This window comes from Novosphingobium malaysiense (genome assembly GCF_000802225.1).
GTDB lineage: Bacteria > Pseudomonadota > Alphaproteobacteria > Sphingomonadales > Sphingomonadaceae > Novosphingobium > Novosphingobium malaysiense.
This window is the reverse complement of sequence record NZ_JTDI01000003.1, coordinates 1081942-1100107: the sequence shown is the minus strand read 5'-3', so window position 1 is coordinate 1100107 and position 18166 is coordinate 1081942. Positions and strand designations below refer to the sequence as shown.

The following is an 18166-nucleotide window of genomic DNA, read 5'->3' as shown; positions in this document are numbered from 1 at the left end:
TCGCGTTTCAGGGAGGATGCGATGACGCTCACCGAAACCGCCTATGCCAAGATCAACCTCGCGCTGCATGCCCGCAGGCGGCGGGAGGATGGCTATCACGAGTTGGAAACGGTGTTCGCCTTCGTCGATGACGGCGACAGGCTCTCGGCCACGCCTGCCGAGGCCGATGCGCTGACGACGCTGGGCGAGTTTGCAGGCAAGATCGACGATCCCTTCGACAACATTGTCGGCAAGGCGCTTTCCACGCTGCCGCACGGACGGGGCTGGGCGGTGAAGCTGGAAAAGAGGCTGCCGGTTGCTGCCGGGCTGGGCGGCGGCTCGGCCGATGCCGGGGCGGTGTTCCGCATGGTCGAGCGCGCGCACGGCCTGCCCGACGACTGGCATGCCCGCGCCGCGAAGCTGGGCGCGGATGTTCCGGCCTGCGTCCTGTCGCGTCCATCTGTGGGGACCGGCACCGGCACCGAACTTGAAGAGGTGGCCGTCAACGATCTTGCCGGCTGCCCGGTGCTGTTGGTGAACCCGCGCGAACCGGTGCCGACGGGGCCCGTGTTCAAGGCGTGGGATCAGGTCGATCGCGGGCCGATGCCGACCGGCACCTTGCGCCAGATCGCGCTGGAGGGACGCAACGATCTCGAAGCGCCGGCCGTTGCGATCTGCCCGGTCATTGCCGATGTCCTGACCGCGCTGAGGGACACCGGGCCCTTCCTCGCCCGCATGTCGGGATCGGGGGCGACGTGCTTTGCGCTCTACGACAGCGAGGCGGAATTACAGGCGGCTGCGGAGAAAATCGCGAGCGACCGGCCCGGCTGGTGGCAAATGGCGGGCAAACTGCGTTAAGCTTGCCGCCATGCATGCTCCCCTGAATTCCGAAGCCTTTCGCATCGTCGGCACCCCGCGTTTCGGGGGTATCCTTGTCGTGGCCGATCACGCCTCCAACCGCGTGCCAGAAGACATCGATCTCGGCATCTCGCCCGAACTTATGGACGAGCACATCGCCATCGACATCGGCGTGGCCGGGATCGCCGAACACATGGCGAAGCGGGAAGGAACGGCGGCCCTAGTCGGCAATGTCAGCCGCCTCGTCTGCGACACCAACCGCACGGAAAGCGACCCGGCCTCGATCCCCGAAACCAGCGACGGCCATGCCATCCCCGGCAATATCGGCATCGACCGCGAGGCGCGGCTGGCACGGTTTCATCGTCCGTTTCACGCCAAGCTCACCGACCTGCTCGAAGGCACGCCGCCCGCGCTGACGCTGATCCTGCACAGCTTCACCCCGTGCCTCGTAAGCAAGCCGGACGAAAAGCGCCCCTGGCACTGCGGGCTGCTCTACGATCAGGACGACCGCGGCGCCCGTGCTGCCCAGCCGCTGCTCGAAGCCGAAGGACTGATAGTCGGCGACCAGCTTCCCTATTCGGGCAAGATCTACAACGCCGCCATCGAACGCCACGTCGAGAGCGAGGGCCGCCCCTATCTCTACATCGAGATCCGGCAGGACCTTATCGCCGACGCAGCCGGGCAGGCCGAATGGGCCGAACGCCTGACGCGCATCTGCAACCGGGTGGCCATCGAAATCGAGGGTTAGGCGAGAAGGAAGGCCAGGCTACTCGGCCTCGCCGCCGAAGGCGATTTCGTTGAGTTCCTCGCGCGTCATTTCGTACATCATGTCGATGTCGACGCGCTCACCTTCCTCGACACGCTGGGAGATCATCGTCAGCGGAAAACACAGGATGCTGGTGCCCGGCCAGTTGAGCGCGGGCTGGCGACCGTATTCGTCATCGATAGTCACCCAGTCGAGCATGAGATCCTGCGCCAGTGCATCGCCCATGGCGATCCCCAGCGACTGCAGCTTCCAGGTGTCTTCCGGACCGACCCAGCCCTGTGCGAGATTGGCGCGCACGACGGCCAGCTTGCCTTCGATGCTGGCGTAGGCATCGTCCGGGTTCTGCGCGAAGTGGCCCTTGATCCAGCCTCTGGCCAGTTCCAGCCACTCCTCCTCCTCGGCCTCGAGGGTAAGGGATTCGGGCATTGCCATAAAATCAATATAGCACCGAGGCCGCGTCCCGCCAAAAAGCGCAAGCGGGTCTTCCCCGGAAGATCGCGCAAGTCGTGTAATTTTCGTGCCGTGGCGGCCGTGTTCAGGACATTTTTTGCTTCGGCTGCGCGCCTGTTTCGCGTAGGGGCGCTGGCGAAGTACCAACACGCATATACCTGCCGATCCCGGAGTTTGTCCCATGCCTGCCTATCGTTCCCGCACTTCCACTCACGGCCGCAACATGGCCGGTGCGCGCGGCCTGTGGCGCGCGACGGGCATGAAGGATTCCGACTTCGGCAAGCCGATCATCGCGGTGGTCAATTCCTTCACCCAGTTCGTGCCGGGGCACGTTCACCTCAAGGACCTGGGCCAGCTCGTGGCGGGGGAGATCGCGGCGGCGGGCGGCGTTGCCAAGGAATTCAATACCATCGCGGTCGATGACGGCATCGCCATGGGCCACGACGGCATGCTCTATTCGCTGCCGAGCCGCGACCTGATCGCCGACAGTGTCGAGTACATGGTCAACGCCCACTGCGCCGATGCCATGGTCTGCATTTCCAACTGCGACAAGATCACGCCGGGCATGCTGATGGCTGCGATGCGCATCAATATTCCGGTTGTCTTCGTCTCGGGCGGGCCGATGGAGGCCGGCAAGGTGATCCTCAAGGGCGAAGAACGCGCACTCGACCTCGTCGATGCCATGGTCGCCGCCGCCGACGAGAGCTACACCGACGAGGAAGTGCAGAGCATCGAGCGGTCGGCCTGCCCGACCTGCGGTTCGTGCTCGGGCATGTTCACTGCGAACTCGATGAACTGCCTGACCGAAGCGCTGGGCCTCTCGCTGCCCGGCAACGGCTCGACGCTGGCCACGCACGCTGACCGCGAGCGCCTGTTCCGCGAGGCGGGCCGTCTCGCCGTCGACCTGTGCCAGCGCTACTACGAGCAGGACGACGAAAGCGCGCTCCCCCGGTCCATCGCCAGCTTCGAAGCCTTCGAGAACGCGATGAGCCTCGACATCGCCATGGGCGGCTCCACCAACACCGTGCTGCACTTGCTGGCCGCGGCTGCCGAAGCGGGCGTGGATTTTACCATGCAGGACATCGATCGCCTGAGCCGCAAGGTGCCGTGCCTTTCCAAGGTCGCTCCGGCCAAGGCCGACGTGCACATGGAAGACGTCCACCGCGCAGGCGGCATCATGGCGATCCTCGGCGAACTGGACCGGGCCGGGTTGCTGCACACCGATTTGCCGACCGTTCACAGCAAGACCATGGGCGATGCGCTGAACCGCTGGGACATCGTGCGGACCAATGACGCCTCGGTGCAGGAATTCTTCAAGGCGGCGCCGGGCGGCGTGCCGACCCAGACCGCGTTCAGCCAGTCGCGTCGCTGGGATGCGCTCGACACCGACCGCGAGAACGGCGTCATCCGCAACAAGGAAAACGCCTTCAGTCAGGATGGCGGTTTGGCCGTGCTCTACGGCAACATCGCGCGTGATGGCTGCATCGTGAAGACGGCGGGCGTCGACGACTCGATCCTGAAGTTCACCGGCAAGGCGCGCGTCTACGAAAGCCAGGACGCAGCGGTCGCGGGCATCCTCGGCGGTCAGGTGGAGGCCGGCGATGTCGTCGTGATCCGCTACGAAGGGCCGCGCGGCGGGCCGGGCATGCAGGAAATGCTCTATCCCACCAGCTATCTGAAATCGAAGGGGCTGGGCAAGGAATGCGCGCTGCTCACCGATGGCCGTTTCTCGGGCGGCACTTCGGGCCTTTCCATCGGCCACGTTTCGCCCGAAGCGGCGGAAGGCGGCGAGATCGGGCTGGTCGAGAATGGCGACACCATCGAGATCGACATTCCGGGCCGCACCATCAACCTGATGGTCTCCGACGAGGAGCTGAGCCACCGCCGTTCGACGCAGGAAGCGCGTGAGGACGGGGCATGGACCCCGGTTCACCCGCGCAAGCGCAAGGTCTCGGCCGCGCTGCAGGCCTATGCCGCGATGACGACGAGTGCCGCCAAGGGCGCGGTGCGCGACGTTACCCAGCTCAAGCGCGGGTGAGGGCGGGTGGCCTTCATCCGCCCTTCGACAGGCTCAGGGCGAGCGGATTTTGAAACTTCAGGAGCTGACCCGCTCATGCTGAGCTTGTCGAAGCATGTCTGCGCACCGCTGGTTCTGCTTCTCGCCGCATGTTCCTCGAACAGCGAGCCGCCGCCGGTCGCGGCAGGCGACGAGCACATCGCCTGCGCCGTGGGCGGTTCGGCGGAGCTGGCCGATGTCTGCTCGGTCGAGCGCGCGCAGGAAGACGGTAAGCTCACGCTCGTCGTGCGCCATCCCGACGGCGCCTTTCGCCGGTTCGACGTCATGACCGACGGCTCGGGCCTTGTGGTCGCGGACGGGGCAGAGGAAGCGCAGACGAAGCTGGTGGACGGCAAGCTGGATGTTACGGTAGGCGCAGACCGTTACGTATTTCCAGCAAGCACGAAAGCCGATGCCGCACACTGATACCCCCCACCTCGGCCAGATTCTCACTGTCCAGCAGATGCGCGATGCCGAGCAGGCCTTGATCGACGCCGGTTCCAGCGTCGATGCGCTGATGCAGATCGCCGGACGCGGCGCCGCCGACTGGATCTGGCGCCTGTCCGCGCATCGCCGCGTCACCGTTCTGTGCGGCCCGGGCAACAATGGCGGCGACGGCTATGTGATCGCCGAAGCCATCCGCGAGCGCGGCGGCCATGCCGAGGTGGTTGCACCCACCGAGCCGAAAACCGATGCAGCGAAGAACGCCCGTGCCCTGTTCGGCGGCGAGGTGCTGGCCCCCGATGCCGAGGCGCATGGCGACGTGCTGGTCGACTGCCTTTTCGGCTCCGGCCTGACCCGCCCGCTGAACGAGGAACACTTTGCCTTGCTCACGCGTCTGGCCGGGCATCACCGGCATCTCGTGGCGGTCGATCTGCCGAGCGGCATCCAGTCGGACAGCGGCATGCTGCTCAACGAGGCACTGCCGCACTATGACCTGACGATCGCTCTGGGGGCCTGGAAGTTCGCGCACTACCTGATGCCCGCCGCGGCGAAGATGGGCCGGATGCAGCTTATCCCGATCGGTGTCGATCCGGTCGAAGGCGCGGCCATGGCGCTGCAGGCACCGGTGGTACGCGCGCCCGCGCCGGACTCGCACAAGTATCGCCGCGGCCTGCTTGCCGTGGTCGGCGGACACATGCCCGGCGCCGCACTGCTGGCCGCCGTGGCCGCGCAGGGCGCAGGCGCGGGCTATGTAAAGCTCTTCGCCGAGAGCAAGCGCAACGCGCCCGCCGATCTGGTTGTCGAGACCGGCTCGCTCAACGAAGTGCTGACCGACGACCGCAACAGCGCGGTTCTGGTCGGGCCGGGGCTGGGCCGCGACGGCACGGCGCGTGAACGGCTGGCCGTGGCGCTGGCCGATCCGGTCACCGCCGTGGTCGATGCCGATGCGCTGGTGCTGCTGTCGCCACGCTCGCTGGCCGAGCGCAAGGGAGAGACTATCGCGACGCCGCACGAGGGCGAACTGGTCGCGCTCGAGCGCAGCTTCGAACTCGATGGCGCGGGGAGCCGTCCGGACCGGGCGCTGGCGCTGGCACGCGCAAGCGGCATGGTCGTGGTCGCCAAGGGGCCCGATACGGTGATTGCCGCGCCCGATGGCCGCCTGGCCTGCGCACCGCGCGCGACGTCGTGGCTGTCGACGGCGGGCACCGGCGACGTTCTGGCTGGCGTGATCGCCAGTCGCGCCGCAACCGGCCTTTCCGCTTTCGACGCTGCCTGCGAGGGCGTATGGCTCCACGGCGAAGCGGCGCATTTGTGCGGTCCTGCCTTCACCGCCGGCCAACTCGCAGCGAAGGTGCCCGAGGCTCTGGCGGGGCATCTGTAATTTTCATCCCGCTCGTGCTGCGCTTGTCGAAGCACGTCCGGCACGTAACATACCGCCCTTCGACTGGCTCAGGGCGAGCGGACTTTTTGTACCATGAGTGAATCCGAAGAAATCCTGCGCATCGCCTCCAAGGGCGACGGCGTGACCGCCTCGGGCCGTTTTGCCTGGGGCGCGGCGCCGGGCGACATCCTGCATGCCGACGGCACCCTCGAATGGGGGCCGCATCATGTCGAGCCGCCGTGCCGCCACTTCGGGCGCTGCGGCGGGTGCCAGTTGCAGCAGCTCGACGAGGAGAGCCTGCGCGCTTTCGTCGAAGCGCGGGTGAGCAATGCCTCCGCCTCGCAGGAGCTGGGCGCCCAGCACATCGCGCCGCCGCACCTCTCGCCGCCGGCCACGCGCCGCCGGGCATCGCTGCGCGCGGAAAGCTCGGGCGGGCGCATCGTCATCGGCTTTCGCGAGGCGAAGTCGCACCGGCTGGTCGAGCTGGAGGAATGCCACGTCCTCGCGCCCGAACTGGTCGCGCTGCTCGGGCCCTTGCGCAAACTGCTCATCACGATGGGCAAGGCGGCGCCGGCGAAGAAGGGCGGAAAAGGCAAGCCGGGCAAGCACCAGCAAGCGCGCATGGCGGCCGATATCGAAATGACGCTGGTCGAGCAGGGCGTCGATCTCGGCGTGAAGGGGCTCACGGCGGAAGGCCTCGCGGCCACCGAAGCCATGCTCGCCTTCGCGGAGGAACATGGCCTTGCCCGCCTGACCATGGACGGCGGCTACGGTTTCGAGACCGTGTGGGAGCCCGTCCCGGTCACGGTGAAGCTGGGCGATGTCTCGGTGCCGTTCCCGCCGGGCTCGTTCCTGCAGGCCACGCTCGATGGAGAGCAGGCGCTTGTCGGCGCGGCGCGCGAATGGCTGGAGGGCGTTCCCACGGTGGCGGACCTGTTTTCCGGCCTCGGCACCTTTGCCTTCGCGTTGGCCGGGCCCGGTACCAAGGTTCTCGCGGCCGAGGCCGCGCGCGATGTACACTTGGCCTGCAAGGCCGCTGCCGACCGCGCGCAATTGCCGGTTTTCGCGATGCACCGCGACCTGTTCCGCAACCCGCTGCAGCCCGACGAACTGAACAAGTTCGCCGCCGTGGTGCTCGACCCGCCCCGTGCCGGTGCGCGCGAGCAAGTGGAGGCCATCGCCCAATCCAACGTCGAGCGCGTGGTCTATGTCTCGTGCAATCCCTCAAGCTGGTCGCGCGATGCGGCGCGGCTGGTGGAAGAAGGCTTCCGGTTGGTGGAACTGCGCCCGGTCGGCCAGTTCCGCTGGTCGACGCATGTGGAACTGGCGAGTCTGTTCCTGAGGGAAGCATGAGCGTCGCCTTTCGTCGCGAGAACGACGATGAACATCTCGAGCCCAAGTTCGAGATCCCGATTCCGCCCGGTCCGAACCTCGTAACCCCACGCGGCAAGGCGCTGATCGATGCGAAAGTCGCCGAGCTGGAAGCGCGGTTGAAAGAGGATCTGGACGAAACGGCGCTGACGGCGGCGAAGCGCGATCTGCGCTACTGGCAGACCCGTCAGATCACGGCGGACGTCCAGCCCGAACCGGATGGCAGCGTGGTGGCCTTCGGTACACGGGTGACGTTCCTGCTCAATGGCAAGGAGCGCGTGCTGGGCCTTGTCGGCGACGACGAGGCCGATCCCTCTGCGGGGCTGGTGGCGTTTTCCGCTCCGCTTGCACGGGCGCTGATGGGCGAGGAAGCGGGGGAACTGCTGCCCTTCAACGGGCGCGAGGATGCGATCGAGGTTGTGGCGATCGCCCTGCTTTAGGGAATTGCCGGTTCCGCCTTACCACCCCCGATAGAGCGAATAGATCCCCCAGGTGTCGACAAGGGCATGGGCGAGCATGAGGCTCCACAAGTTGCGTCCGCTGCGAAAGAATATCCAACCGAACAGGAAGCCGACCAAGGCCACCGAGATTACGCCCACCAAGCCCTGCGAATAATGTGGAACGGCAAAGGCTATGCCGCCGATCAGGATGGCGATCCACTCGCCGGCCCGTCCTTTCTGCAAAAGGACAGAAAGCTGGTGCAACAGGAACCCGCGATAAACGATCTCTTCCGCGATGGCCGCGCTGAACATGGCGTAGAGCCATAATTTGAACGCGGCCGGCCCGTTATCTTTCAAGGCACCATATCCGGAGTGATCGGCTCCCTTCGAGAAGACCCACTCGATGACAGGATTGACCACGTCTCCCAGAACGAAGATGACGCCGCCCGTCCCTGCTGCCGCCCACAGCAAGGTGGATCCCGCGCTGACGGGAAGTTTCAACCCTACCGGCGCCAGACTGCGCGTTTCAACCCATACCCACAGCAGGGCGACCGCGGCGAATGCAGGCACCTTGAACGGGAACGGTATGGGAGCCAGGATTGCGCCGACGATCAGCGCCAGCGTGAAAAGCGCCCGGAGCGGCTTGCCGAGCGCAGCCGCATTTTCTTCGAATTGCATTTATTGCCCTCATTTGAACCCGATCCGGCTCGGTAAATGGTGGGCGTGAGACTTCAACACCCGGCGGGCGTCGCTCCACAGGTTGCACGTCCCCCGGATGACCGTCGAACGCGGGCCTGAATGCTCTTCAGGAATTATGTGCGGAAGTACCCCTTCCGGACAGACCGATATTGTGGACCTGCCGCTTCATGCGAATGGCGGACGGATCATCCCCCCGCCTTGTCCATCATATCCATGAAGTCTCGCGCCGCATTCCGGTCGTCTTCATTGTCGAAGGCCACGTCGAGATCGGGGGCGCCGCCAAACAGGTAGAGCAGGGTCCACAAGGCAAAGCGGCGGCCCTTGTCCTTTTCCATGCCGAAATCGACACGCATCTTTTCGATACCCGCTTCCAGCGCGCCGGGCGCGATAGCGGCGGGATCGTCGGTGCCGAAGTAGCGGCGCAGTTGATCTTCGAAATCCATGGGGCTCAGAACATTGCCAACGCGGCGCGGGCGACGAGGAACATCAGGCAGAAGCTGGAGAGCGCGAAGACGCCGAAACGCAGCGAGAGCTTGTTTACCGTCGCCTGGATGATCGAGTGGATTACGCGCAGGATCACGTAGGCCCAGCCGATCTGGGCATTGAGCCCGTCGCCCTGGCCGATGATGGCGAGCACGATGGCGACCGCATAAAACACCGTAGGTGCTTCGTGCAGGTGGTTGTAATTGTGGGCTTTCCACTGGACCTGCGGGGGCAGCAGGTTGTCCAGCGTGATGGAAGGATCTTCGGCGAGTTCCTCGGGGTCGACCTTGGCCGCGCTCATCGCCGGGATGCGGGTGCCGTAGAGCCAGAACCACATGACCATGGTCCATGCGGCCAGTGCGACCACGGGTTGCAGGATTGCCATTCCGACCATTGTTGTTCCCTCCACGTCCAGTCTTGCGCTTCGTCGGCCCGGGGGCCGGGCTTGTCAATTGTCCCCGGTCAAAACCGCTGCAAAATCAGCGGCGTCGGTATTTCCGCCGGTAAGCACGACGGCGGTGCGGGGCTTGAGGTCGACTTTTCCGGCCAGCACGGCGGCCAGCGCAGCGGCTCCGCCGGGCTCGATGACGAGATGCAGCCTTTCGAAAGCCAGACGCTGGGCCGCGCGCACTTCGGCCGGGGTCACCACGAGGCCGAAGGGGCAGCGCTCGCGCAGGACGCGGAAGTTGATCGGGCGCGTCGCCATGGTCTGCAGGGAGTCGCACGGTGTCGGCGGGGCATCGGCGGCAACGCTCTGGATCGTGCCGCTGGCGAGGCTGCGGCAGACATCGTCCCAGCCTTCGGGCTCGACGGGGATCACGGCCGCGTCGGGGCAGGCGAGGGCCAACCCGGCAGTCAGACCCCCACCGCCGCAAGGCGCGACGATGAGGTCGGGGCCGCCCACGCCCAGCGCGTCCATCTGCCGGGCGATCTCGATGCCCGCACTGCCTTGCCCCTCGATCACCCACGGATCGCCATAGGCATGGACCAGCGTCGCGCCGCGTTCGGCGCAGACGCGCCCGGCCACTTCGTCGCGGTCCTCGCCGCCCGGCCGGTCGTAGAGCACGACTTCGGCACCGAGCGCGCGGGTATTGGCGAGCTTCACTGCCGGGGCATCGACGGGCATGACGATGGTCGCGGCGATCCCCAGCCTGCGTGCGGCCCAGGCCACGCCCTGCGCGTGGTTGCCGCTCGATACGCCGACAACGCCGCGCGCCCGATCCTCGTCCGAAAGCGCCGTCAGCCGGTGCCATCCGCCGCGGATCTTGAACGCGCCGATGGGCTGCAGGCTCTCCGCCTTGCACCAGATCGTCTGCCCCTCGATCTCGAGCGGCAGCAGCGGCGTAGGGGGCAGGATTGCGGAGACCTTGGCGGCGGCTTCGGCAACACCGGCGGCGGTCGGGTCTCTGCTTGGGGTCATGCGCCGGCTCTTAACCGTTGCTTGGCGAGGCAGCCAGCCGAAACGCGCGGATTATCCGGTTATCTTTGGTAGCGGTCGACGATGGCGTGCTTTTCGTGGCAGTGCACCACAACGTAAGCCGCAGGCCGCCGGAATCGCCGATCAGGCCCCTCCGACGGTCCAGCGGTAGCAGGCAGACCGGGGAGACTTTCGTGATGGATTCGGAACAGATGGAACCCGAGCAGATATTCGAACGGGTTCTGTCACCCGGGGCCAGGAGTCTCGGCACCGAGTTCGTGGCCTATGACAAGGCGGAGCGGATCGTGCACTTGTCGTTCTCTCCGAAACCGGAGTTCGCGAACATCCTCGGCTTCGTGCAGGGCGGTTACGTCGCGGCGATGCTGGACGAGGCAGCCGGGATGGCGGCGAGATTGTCGCTTCCGGTAACGAGGGCCGTTCCCACGCTCACTTTCAACGTGACGTTCCTCTCGCCTTGCCCCGTCACCAGTCTCGTAGGAGAGGGCCGGGTGGTGAAGCTCGGTCGCACCACGGCTGTGCTGGAAGCGAAGCTGCTCGGGCCGGACGGTAAAGTGCTCGCCCAGATGAGCGTCACTTCGGCGGTGATCGACGTTACCCCCTGATGCGCAAGGTGTAGGACGGATCGCTGCGGTCGCGCTTGCCGCCGGTGCTGCCGAGGCCCGCTTCTCCGGGCGACAGCGGATCGGTGCGCAGGAAATCGAGCACCATCGTGCGCCGGGCGATCCGCCACTCGCCGCCGCGCTTTTCCATGCGGTCGACGTAGCGCCCTTGCGCAATGAAGTCGCGTTCCGGGCCATCGGCATCGGCGGCGATGCGGTGCGAGGAGGTGGTGTAGTGCTCGGCCCAGGCGGCATCGCCATCGACTTCGACGAGTTGGTTGCCGGTGTTGTGCCATGTCGCGGTGTACTGGCTCAGGATCGTGCGGCCCAGCGCGATGAAGGCGTCGACGTCGAGTTCTTCGTGCAGACTGATGACCGCATCGGGATGGAAGCAGCTGCGCATCAGCTCTTCGTCCATGCGGTCGTTGGCGCGGCAGAAGCGCACGTGCACGTCCCTGATCTCCGATTCCGCGATCAGGTCGTCGATTGTCTTGGGCATGGGGCCGCTCCTCTCCGCTGTGTCTTGTGGTTGCGTACTGGAGACCACAAGGCGTGCCCAGCGGCAACCGGTAAACGCGCGGGTTCAGCGGGTGAGGCGCAGGACCTGATAGTAGCCGAGTGGGCCGCACACCACCTCCGCACGCAGCCCGTGCGTGAGCGCGAGCCGTTCCGCCACGCGAGGCAGGTCGCGGCGGGGCGAGACGTGGAAGCGTTCCAGCCAGGCTTCGAGCCCATGGCGCAGGAAGCCGAGCCCTGCACAGTCGCCGAAGTCGACGACATGGAGTTCACCGCCGGGCGCCAATGCGGCAGCGGCACGTTCGAGCGCGGCCTGCCAGTCGGGGATCATCGAGAGGGTGTAGGACAGCACCACGCGGTCGAACCCTTCGCGGCCGAACAGCGCCGGCGCATCGAAGTCGGTGGCATCGCCCAGCGCCAGCGCGCCGCTGGTGCCCAGCCGCTTGCGCGCGTTCTTGAGCATTTCGCTCGAAATATCGAGGCCATGGCAGCGCACGGCGGGCCATTGCCGGGCGATAAGTTCAAGGTTGCGTCCGGTGCCGCAGCCGACTTCGAGCACGGCCATGCCGGGGCGGCAGTTCAGTTCACGGATCAGCCGGTCGCGGCCGAACAGGTAGTACTTGCGCGTCGCGTCGTAGATGTGGCGCTGGCCGCGATAGACGCGGTCCATCAGTGCGGCATGGTCGGGGCTGTGCGGACGTGTCGCCATGGGTCAGTCCTTCAGGGTGTAGAGATGGACGCCGCCGTAGATCGAGGAGCGGTCGGCGAGGGTGGCGGCCTGCGATTCCGCCTCGCGGTAGTCCCAGCGGTCGAGAATCGCGTCGGGCACGCGGCCGGGCAGCAGCGAGGGCTCGGCGGCGGTGCGGAACAGCACGCGCGATCCCGGGCGGGCCGTGCGGGTGATCTCGTCCCACAGCTCGGTAAGCTGTGCGTCGGTCATCCAGTCCTGCGCATCAAGCAGGATGTAGCGATCGAACGAGGCTGCATCGCTGGCCGCGAGCACATGGGTGAAGTTGGCATGCCGCAGATCGATGCGGTCGAGCCGGTCGCGCACCTGCGGCAGGTTGGCGGCCTGCAGATAGGGCGGCAGCGGGGCTCCCTCACCCTTGCCGTAGCCGCGCCCGAAGGCCTGCCAGGCGAAGTAGTTGTCGTTGACCGGGAAGTGGCAGGCCAGCTTCTCCAGCCGTGCGCGCAGCACGTCCGCCATGCGCTGTTCGCCTGCGAGGGCGTCGTACTGCGCGGGTGGAATGCCGAGGCCGAACAGCGAGGCCGGGTGGTTGGTCAGCCAGCGCACGAGCCGCCGCTCGAAGATCGGCGCGAAGCGCTCGTCGAACACGCGGCGCTGGTCTTCCAGCGTGTCGGCGCCGAGGATTTCGGCCGGGTCGAGCTTGTAGAGCCTGGCCAGCTTGTGCGCGATGCCGATGAAGTTGCCGAGCAGCCCGTGCTTGTACACGCCGCGAGTGAAGGCCTTGATGCGGCGGCGGCCGACGAGATCGCGGCCTTCCCAGTAGCGGCGCGTCGCTTCGTCGAGATGTGGGGCGAGGCGCTCGCGGTAGGTGGCGAGGTTTTCCGGATGGTCGGCTTCGGCGATGAACCGGCGCAGGTCGGCGTAGTCGGTCAGGTGCCGGATGGCCGTGTGCTTCAGGGTGTTGAGCGCGATGTGCGCCGTGTTGAGATCGACCACCGTGATCGCTTCAGGATCGGCGGTGAGATAGGAAAGCGCGTTGCACCCGCCGCTGGCGATGGTGATGATCCGGCTGTCCGCCCCGATCTGCAGCGCTTCCATGTCGGCGACCGGGTCTTCCCAGATCTGCGCATAGACGAGGCCCTTGAAGGCCAGCGCGAAAGCCTTGTCGAGCAGGCGCGCGGCGCGCGGGCTTTCGTGGCGAACGACGGCGCCTGCGATCAGTTCGGTGCCGGTGGAAGTGGTTGCGGTCTTCGGCATGTGTCAGCGCCCCCCGTGCGCATGGAACAGGCTTCCGCCCATGCGGCGGCGGTGTGACCGGGTGATGACGCGGCCATGGCGGTTTATGACAATCCCAAGCGATGGACGGGCGATCACGGACCCGTGCGGCACCCGTTGAGTTGTCATGCAGGTACCCTATATGGCCGGGTTTCCCCCGGCTTCGGCGAAGGAGACGATTTGTGAGCAAGGTTCTGGTGATCGGCGCAGGTGGCGTCGGCTCGGTCGCGGTCCACAAGATGGCCATGAATCCGGACATTTTCACGGATATCCACCTCGCCAGCCGGACGGTGTCCAAGTGCGACGCGATCGCCGAATCGGTGAAGGAACGAACCGGTGTTTCGATCACGACCTATCCGATCGATGCCGACGACGTGGAGGCGACCAGCGCGCTGATCCGCAAGATCGGGCCGAAGCTGGTGGTCAATCTCGCGCTGCCCTATCAGGATCTCGCGATCATGGATGCCTGTCTGGCGACCGGCACCCACTATATGGACACCGCGAACTATGAGCCCAAGGACGTGGCCAAGTTCGAATACCACTGGCAGTGGGCCTATCAGGAGAAGTTCGAGAAGGCGGGCCTGATGGCGCTGCTCGGCTCGGGCTTCGATCCGGGCGTGACCAGCGTTTTCGCGATGTGGCTCAAGAAGCACAAGCTCAAGACCATCCGCACGCTCGACATTCTCGACTGCAACGGCGGCGATCACGGCCAGCCCTTCGCGACGAACTTCAACCCGGAGATCAACATCCGCGAAGTGACCGCGCCCGCGCGGCACTGGGAAAACGGCCAGTTCGTCGAGACCCCCGCGATGAGCACGAAGCAGAGCTTCGACTTCGAGGGCGTGGGCCCGAAGAACATGTACATGATGTACCACGAGGAACTGGAAAGCCTCGCGAAGTTCGTCCCCGAACTGGAGCGTGCGCGCTTCTGGATGACTTTCGGCGATGCCTATATCCAGCACCTCACCGTGCTGCAGAACGTAGGCATGACCCGCATCGATCCGGTGATGTACAACGGCGTGGAAATCATCCCGCTGCAGTTCCTCAAGGCCGTCCTGCCCGAGCCCAGCTCGCTCGGCTCGACCACCAAGGGCAAGACCAACATCGGCGACATCGCCACCGGCGAAGCGCTCGACGGCTCGGGCGAGAAGACGTTCTACATCAAGAACATCTGCGATCACGAAGCGGCCTACGAGGAAACCGGCAACCAGGCGGTGAGCTACACCACCGGCGTTCCGGCGATGATCGGCGCAGCCATGATGCTCACCGGCAAGTGGAAGGGCGACGGTGTCTTCAACATGGAGCAGATGGACCCCGATCCGTTCATGGACATGCTCAATACGCAGGGCCTGCCGTGGACCGTCGAGGAACTGAGCGAACCGCTGCCGTTTTGATGGGATGTCATGCTAAATCCTCCCCGTTTTTGCCAAAGGCACAAATGGGGAGGTGGCGCGCCCGAAGGGCGTGACGGAGGGGGAATTGCCTCGAACGAAGACACCCCGCAACACATCGAGAGCACGGCAACTGCGCCAGCAGATGTCGCTGCCCGAAGTCTTGCTGTGGAAGCTTCTGCGCAATTCTCCCGATGGCGTGAAGTTCAGGCGGCAGCATTCCCTCGCTGAGAGCGTCACGGTTGATTTCTATTGTGCGGAAGCCAGACTCTGCATCGAGATCGACGGCATCGCGCACGACATGGGCAATAGTCCCGACCGTGACGAGCAGCGGGACGCCCTCCTGCGAGAGCAGGGATTGGAAGTAGTACGTATTCCAGCGTCCGACGTGTTGAAATCACCCGAAGATGTCGCTGAAGCCTTGGTGCGGCTTTGCAAACGCTGATACCCCCTCCGACAGCGCTACGCGCTGCCACCTCCCCAAATGTGCTTCGCAAATTCGGGGAGGATCGTTAGGAATTTTATATGGAAACCAAAGCCGGCGATCCGGGCGCCTTTGCCCACTTCGACCTTACCCGCGTCGACAGTCCCGCCTTCGTGGTCGATGCCGCGAAGCTGCGCAGCAACCTGCAGATCCTGCAGGACATAGGCGAGCGGTCCGGCGCGAAGGTGCTGGCCGCGCTCAAGGCGTTCTCGATGTGGTCGACCGCGCCGATCATCGGGGAATACCTCGACGGTGTGTGCACCTCCGGCCTTTGGGAAGCGCGGCTGGCGAGCGAGTTCTACGACGGCGAGATCGCGACCTATTGCGCGGCCTACAAACCAGATGAACTCGACGAGATCCTGCGCCTGTCCGACCATGTAATCTTCAATTCGCCGCAGCAGATCGAGCGCTGTTGGGCGATCATCGAGGCGGCCCGCGCGCGCGGTGAGGACTTCGACATCGGCCTGCGCATCAACCCGATGCAGCCCGAGGGCGAAGTGCCCAAGTACGATCCCAGCGCCCCGCATTCGCGGCTGGGTTTCCCGATCAACCAGCTCGCCGACGAGCACGTCGAGATGATCGACGGCATCCACTTCCACAACCTGTGCGAGCAGGACTTCGAACCGCTCCAGCGCACGTGGGACAAGGTGTTCGATTTCCTCGAACCCTATTTCGGCCAGTTCAACTGGCTCAACATCGGCGGCGGTCACCACATTACCCGCGCCGATTACCAGCGCGAGGAACTGGTGCAGTTCCTTGCCGACATGGCCGAGGATACAGGCGCCGAGATCTACATCGAGCCGGGCGAGGCCGTGGCGCTCGATGCCGGCATCCTCGTCGGCACCGTGCTCGACGTGGGCTGGAACGACATGCCCGTCGCCGTGGTCGACGTATCGGCGACCTGCCACATGCCCGACGTGATCGAGGCGCCCTATCGCCCGGCGATGCTGGGCGAACGGCCCGCCGAGGACGATCGCATGATCGACGAAGGGCAGGGCGGGGCCGTGCGGCTCGGCGGGCCTTCGTGCCTCGCCGGGGACGTGATCGGCGACTACCGCTTTCCCGAGCCGGTCAAGCCGGGTATGCGCTTCGCGTTTCTCGACCAGGCGCACTATTCGATGGTGAAGACCACGACGTTCAACGGCGTTCCGCTGCCCTCAATCTGGCTGTGGGACTCGGAGACCGACTCGCTCGAATGCATCCGCAAGTTCGATTACGAGGATTTTCGCGATCGCCTGAGTTGACCCGACGGCTCAACCCGCTCTAGCCACCGCCAGCCCGCAGCGTGGCGAGTCGCCGGGAGCGATTTTTCCGCTCACGCGTTGTGTTATCTGCCGCCGTGCGCCCGAGGCGCACCGAACCGCAACAGGCTGTCTTGGAGAGGACGATGGCCCATTCTGCGCAAAGCACTGTATTTGCATGGAATCCGGCAAGGGACGGAGATGCCGTGCCGCACCCGTGGCAGTTCGATGACATTTTTGTGAAATCGCCGGGTTTTCACTTGCGATTCACGAGTGCGGGCCTATATGCGGCCCCTCGCTGCCCCATGGGGACTTCCAAACCGCAAGGCAGCTTTTGTCGTTAACACACCGTTTGGGGGTCCCTTGAGTTGCACATTCACCCTGACGCATCGGCTGTAGCGCGCTCGCTCGCGCCCGACGAACCGGTAATCCTCAACCGCCCGCACGCTGCTGCGCGCGCTGCCCGCTTCTTCGCGACGAAGTTTCCGGGCAAGGCGCTCTATGCGGTGAAGGCGAACCCATCGCCTGATCTGATTAAGATCCTGTGGGCCAACGGCATCACGCACTTCGACGTCGCCTCGATTGCCGAGGTGCGCATGGTTCGCGCGACGCTGCCGCAGGCGACCTTGTGCTTCATGCACCCGGTCAAGACCGCGAGCGCGATCCGCGAGGCCTATTTCCAGCACGGCGTGCGCACCTTCAGCCTGGATACCCAGGACGAGGTCGAAAAGATTGTCGCGGCGACAACCGACAGCGAAGGCAATCCTGCCAAGGACCTGCGCCTCTGCGTGCGCCTGCGCGTGTCTTCCGACTATTCGGAACTGAGCCTCGCATCGAAGTTCGGCATCGATCTGGCCGATGCCGGTGCGCTTCTGCAGTCGACCCGTCAGGTCGCCGACTGGCTGGGCGTTTGCTTCCACGTCGGGTCGCAGGCGATGACGCCGTTCGCCTATGTTCAGGCGATGGAGCGTGCGCGTGCGGCGATTGCCGATGCCGGTGTCGTGATCGACATGATCGACGTGGGCGGGGGCTTCCCCTCCTGCTATCCCGGCATGGAGCCGCCGCCGCTCGAGGACTACTTCGCGATCATCCACCGCCACTTCGAGGCGCTGCCGATCGCCTACAACGCCGAGCTGTGGTGCGAACCCGGCCGCGCGCTGTCGGCTGAGTACAACTCGCTGATCGTCAAAGTCGAGAAGCGCCGCGGCGACGAGTTGTTCATCAACGACGGTGCCTACGGCGCGCTCTACGATGCCGCGCACGTGGCATGGCGTTTCCCGGTGCGCCACATCGCGCGCGACGAGACCAACGACAACGCGGCGATCGACGTCGCCGAGATGCAGCCCTTCTCCTTCTACGGGCCGACCTGCGACGATGCCGACTTCATGGAGGGCCCCTTCATGCTGCCGGCGGAAATCAAGGCGGGCGACTGGATCGAGGTCGGCATGCTGGGCGCCTATGGCGCGGCCATGCGCACGGCGTTCAACGGCTTCGGCACCGGCGAGGTGGTCAACGTGGCCGACGAGCCCATGGCCAGCCTCTACACCGGTCGCCCGGATCCGCGTGTATCCGACAACGTCGTCTCGCTGCGCTGAGCGGCGTTTCGC

20 protein-coding genes are annotated in these 18166 nt (G+C 65.5%); 12 read left to right on the top strand and 8 right to left on the bottom strand.

The window, feature by feature from the left end:
- Positions 1-21 precede the first annotated feature (21 nt).
- Positions 22-837: a 4-(cytidine 5'-diphospho)-2-C-methyl-D-erythritol kinase gene (locus tag LK12_RS13150; RefSeq protein WP_039284446.1), complete on the top strand. Its 816-nt coding sequence runs from the start codon at positions 22-24 to the stop codon at positions 835-837.
- Between the two features lie 22 nt (positions 838-859).
- On the top strand, positions 860-1585 hold the full coding sequence (locus LK12_RS13145; RefSeq protein ID WP_156135492.1) for an N-formylglutamate amidohydrolase: 726 nt from the start codon (positions 860-862) through the stop codon (positions 1583-1585).
- A gap of 18 nt (positions 1586-1603) precedes the next feature.
- Here LK12_RS13145 and LK12_RS13140 read toward each other — a convergent pair whose 3' ends face one another.
- A complete protein-coding gene (locus LK12_RS13140) occupies positions 1604-2029 on the bottom strand; it encodes a DUF3806 domain-containing protein (protein ID WP_039285324.1) in 426 nt (141 codons plus the stop codon).
- A gap of 205 nt (positions 2030-2234) precedes the next feature.
- On the opposite strand from LK12_RS13140, the gene ilvD reads away from it, so the two are divergent.
- The 5 genes from ilvD (at position 2235) to LK12_RS13115 (ending at position 7745) form a co-directional block, all read left to right on the top strand.
- A complete protein-coding gene (gene ilvD / locus LK12_RS13135; RefSeq protein WP_039284441.1) occupies positions 2235-4091 on the top strand; it encodes a dihydroxy-acid dehydratase in 1857 nt (618 codons plus the stop codon).
- Between the two features lie 75 nt (positions 4092-4166).
- Complete coding sequence (locus LK12_RS13130) at positions 4167-4535, top strand: hypothetical protein (RefSeq protein WP_039284438.1); 369 nt, start codon at positions 4167-4169, stop codon at positions 4533-4535.
- The gene (locus LK12_RS13125) at positions 4522-5934 is read left to right on the top strand and encodes a bifunctional ADP-dependent NAD(P)H-hydrate dehydratase/NAD(P)H-hydrate epimerase (RefSeq protein ID WP_039284435.1); all 1413 of its coding nucleotides are present in this window, start codon (positions 4522-4524) and stop codon (positions 5932-5934) included. The genes LK12_RS13130 and LK12_RS13125 overlap by 14 nt, the downstream gene beginning before the upstream one ends.
- 93 nt (positions 5935-6027) lie before the next feature.
- Positions 6028-7287, top strand: a complete 1260-nt coding sequence (locus tag LK12_RS13120; RefSeq protein WP_039284431.1) for a class I SAM-dependent RNA methyltransferase — start codon at positions 6028-6030, stop codon at positions 7285-7287.
- Entirely contained in the window at positions 7284-7745 is a 462-nt protein-coding gene (locus LK12_RS13115; RefSeq protein WP_039284428.1) for a GreA/GreB family elongation factor, read from the top strand. The genes LK12_RS13120 and LK12_RS13115 overlap by 4 nt, the downstream gene beginning before the upstream one ends.
- A gap of 18 nt (positions 7746-7763) precedes the next feature.
- Here the strand turns inward: LK12_RS13115 and LK12_RS13110 are convergent, their stop codons facing one another.
- The 4 genes from LK12_RS13110 to LK12_RS13095 form a co-directional block, all read right to left on the bottom strand.
- Complete coding sequence (locus LK12_RS13110; protein ID WP_052223374.1) at positions 7764-8423, bottom strand: CPBP family intramembrane glutamic endopeptidase; 660 nt, start codon at positions 8421-8423, stop codon at positions 7764-7766.
- 206 nt (positions 8424-8629) lie between these two features.
- On the bottom strand, positions 8630-8887 hold the full coding sequence (locus LK12_RS13105) for a hypothetical protein (protein ID WP_039284425.1): 258 nt from the start codon (positions 8885-8887) through the stop codon (positions 8630-8632).
- Between the two features lie 5 nt (positions 8888-8892).
- Positions 8893-9321: an MAPEG family protein gene (locus LK12_RS13100; RefSeq protein ID WP_039284422.1), complete on the bottom strand. Its 429-nt coding sequence runs from the start codon at positions 9319-9321 to the stop codon at positions 8893-8895.
- Positions 9322-9375: 54 nt separating this feature from the next.
- A complete protein-coding gene (locus LK12_RS13095) occupies positions 9376-10347 on the bottom strand; it encodes a threonine ammonia-lyase (RefSeq protein WP_039284419.1) in 972 nt (323 codons plus the stop codon).
- A 194-nt stretch (positions 10348-10541) separates the two neighbouring features.
- Here LK12_RS13095 and LK12_RS13090 point away from each other — a divergent pair, with 194 nt between their 5' ends.
- The gene (locus LK12_RS13090; RefSeq protein WP_052223373.1) at positions 10542-10967 is read left to right on the top strand and encodes a PaaI family thioesterase; all 426 of its coding nucleotides are present in this window, start codon (positions 10542-10544) and stop codon (positions 10965-10967) included.
- Here LK12_RS13090 and LK12_RS13085 read toward each other — a convergent pair.
- The 3 genes from LK12_RS13085 to LK12_RS13075 all read right to left on the bottom strand — a co-directional run bounded on the left by LK12_RS13085 (position 10957) and on the right by LK12_RS13075 (position 13425).
- A complete protein-coding gene (locus tag LK12_RS13085) occupies positions 10957-11463 on the bottom strand; it encodes a nuclear transport factor 2 family protein (RefSeq protein ID WP_039284415.1) in 507 nt (168 codons plus the stop codon). The two genes, LK12_RS13090 and LK12_RS13085, sit on opposite strands and share 11 nt — an antisense overlap.
- Positions 11464-11547: 84 nt before the next feature.
- The gene (locus LK12_RS13080; RefSeq protein ID WP_039284412.1) at positions 11548-12189 is read right to left on the bottom strand and encodes a class I SAM-dependent methyltransferase; all 642 of its coding nucleotides are present in this window, start codon (positions 12187-12189) and stop codon (positions 11548-11550) included.
- A gap of 3 nt (positions 12190-12192) precedes the next feature.
- Positions 12193-13425, bottom strand: coding sequence for a DUF3419 family protein (locus LK12_RS13075; protein ID WP_039284409.1), 1233 nt, complete (start codon positions 13423-13425; stop codon positions 12193-12195).
- Between the two features lie 200 nt (positions 13426-13625).
- On the opposite strand from LK12_RS13075, the gene LK12_RS13070 reads away from it, so the two are divergent.
- The 4 genes from LK12_RS13070 (at position 13626) to LK12_RS13055 (ending at position 18154) form a co-directional block, all read left to right on the top strand.
- Positions 13626-14837 (top strand): saccharopine dehydrogenase family protein, encoded by a 1212-nt coding sequence (locus tag LK12_RS13070; protein WP_039284407.1) that lies wholly within the window; start codon positions 13626-13628, stop codon positions 14835-14837.
- Positions 14838-14889: 52 nt separating this feature from the next.
- Positions 14890-15279, top strand: coding sequence for an endonuclease domain-containing protein (locus LK12_RS13065; protein WP_231568341.1), 390 nt, complete (start codon positions 14890-14892; stop codon positions 15277-15279).
- Positions 15280-15359: 80 nt separating this feature from the next.
- A complete protein-coding gene (locus LK12_RS13060; RefSeq protein WP_039284404.1) occupies positions 15360-16562 on the top strand; it encodes a carboxynorspermidine decarboxylase in 1203 nt (400 codons plus the stop codon).
- Between the two features lie 365 nt (positions 16563-16927).
- Positions 16928-18154 (top strand): type III PLP-dependent enzyme, encoded by a 1227-nt coding sequence (locus LK12_RS13055; protein WP_039284401.1) that lies wholly within the window; start codon positions 16928-16930, stop codon positions 18152-18154.
- Positions 18155-18166: the final 12 nt, after the last annotated feature.

Coding starts and splice junctions, on each gene's coding strand:
- LK12_RS13140 (WP_039285324.1), bottom strand. CDS start 2,029: ATGCCCGAATCCCTTACCCTCGAGGCCGAGGAGGAGGAGTGGCTGGAA.
- LK12_RS13090 (WP_052223373.1), top strand. CDS start 10,542: ATGGATTCGGAACAGATGGAACCCGAGCAGATATTCGAACGGGTTCTG.
- LK12_RS13130 (WP_039284438.1), top strand. CDS start 4,167: ATGCTGAGCTTGTCGAAGCATGTCTGCGCACCGCTGGTTCTGCTTCTC.
- LK12_RS13085 (WP_039284415.1), bottom strand. CDS start 11,463: ATGCCCAAGACAATCGACGACCTGATCGCGGAATCGGAGATCAGGGAC.
- LK12_RS13075 (WP_039284409.1), bottom strand. CDS start 13,425: ATGCCGAAGACCGCAACCACTTCCACCGGCACCGAACTGATCGCAGGC.
- LK12_RS13110 (WP_052223374.1), bottom strand. CDS start 8,423: ATGCAATTCGAAGAAAATGCGGCTGCGCTCGGCAAGCCGCTCCGGGCG.
- LK12_RS13120 (WP_039284431.1), top strand. CDS start 6,028: ATGAGTGAATCCGAAGAAATCCTGCGCATCGCCTCCAAGGGCGACGGC.
- LK12_RS13100 (WP_039284422.1), bottom strand. CDS start 9,321: ATGGTCGGAATGGCAATCCTGCAACCCGTGGTCGCACTGGCCGCATGG.
- ilvD (WP_039284441.1), top strand. CDS start 2,235: ATGCCTGCCTATCGTTCCCGCACTTCCACTCACGGCCGCAACATGGCC.
- LK12_RS13080 (WP_039284412.1), bottom strand. CDS start 12,189: ATGGCGACACGTCCGCACAGCCCCGACCATGCCGCACTGATGGACCGC.
- LK12_RS13060 (WP_039284404.1), top strand. CDS start 15,360: ATGGAAACCAAAGCCGGCGATCCGGGCGCCTTTGCCCACTTCGACCTT.
- LK12_RS13105 (WP_039284425.1), bottom strand. CDS start 8,887: ATGGATTTCGAAGATCAACTGCGCCGCTACTTCGGCACCGACGATCCC.
- LK12_RS13150 (WP_039284446.1), top strand. CDS start 22: ATGACGCTCACCGAAACCGCCTATGCCAAGATCAACCTCGCGCTGCAT.
- LK12_RS13115 (WP_039284428.1), top strand. CDS start 7,284: ATGAGCGTCGCCTTTCGTCGCGAGAACGACGATGAACATCTCGAGCCC.
- LK12_RS13095 (WP_039284419.1), bottom strand. CDS start 10,347: ATGACCCCAAGCAGAGACCCGACCGCCGCCGGTGTTGCCGAAGCCGCC.
- LK12_RS13125 (WP_039284435.1), top strand. CDS start 4,522: ATGCCGCACACTGATACCCCCCACCTCGGCCAGATTCTCACTGTCCAG.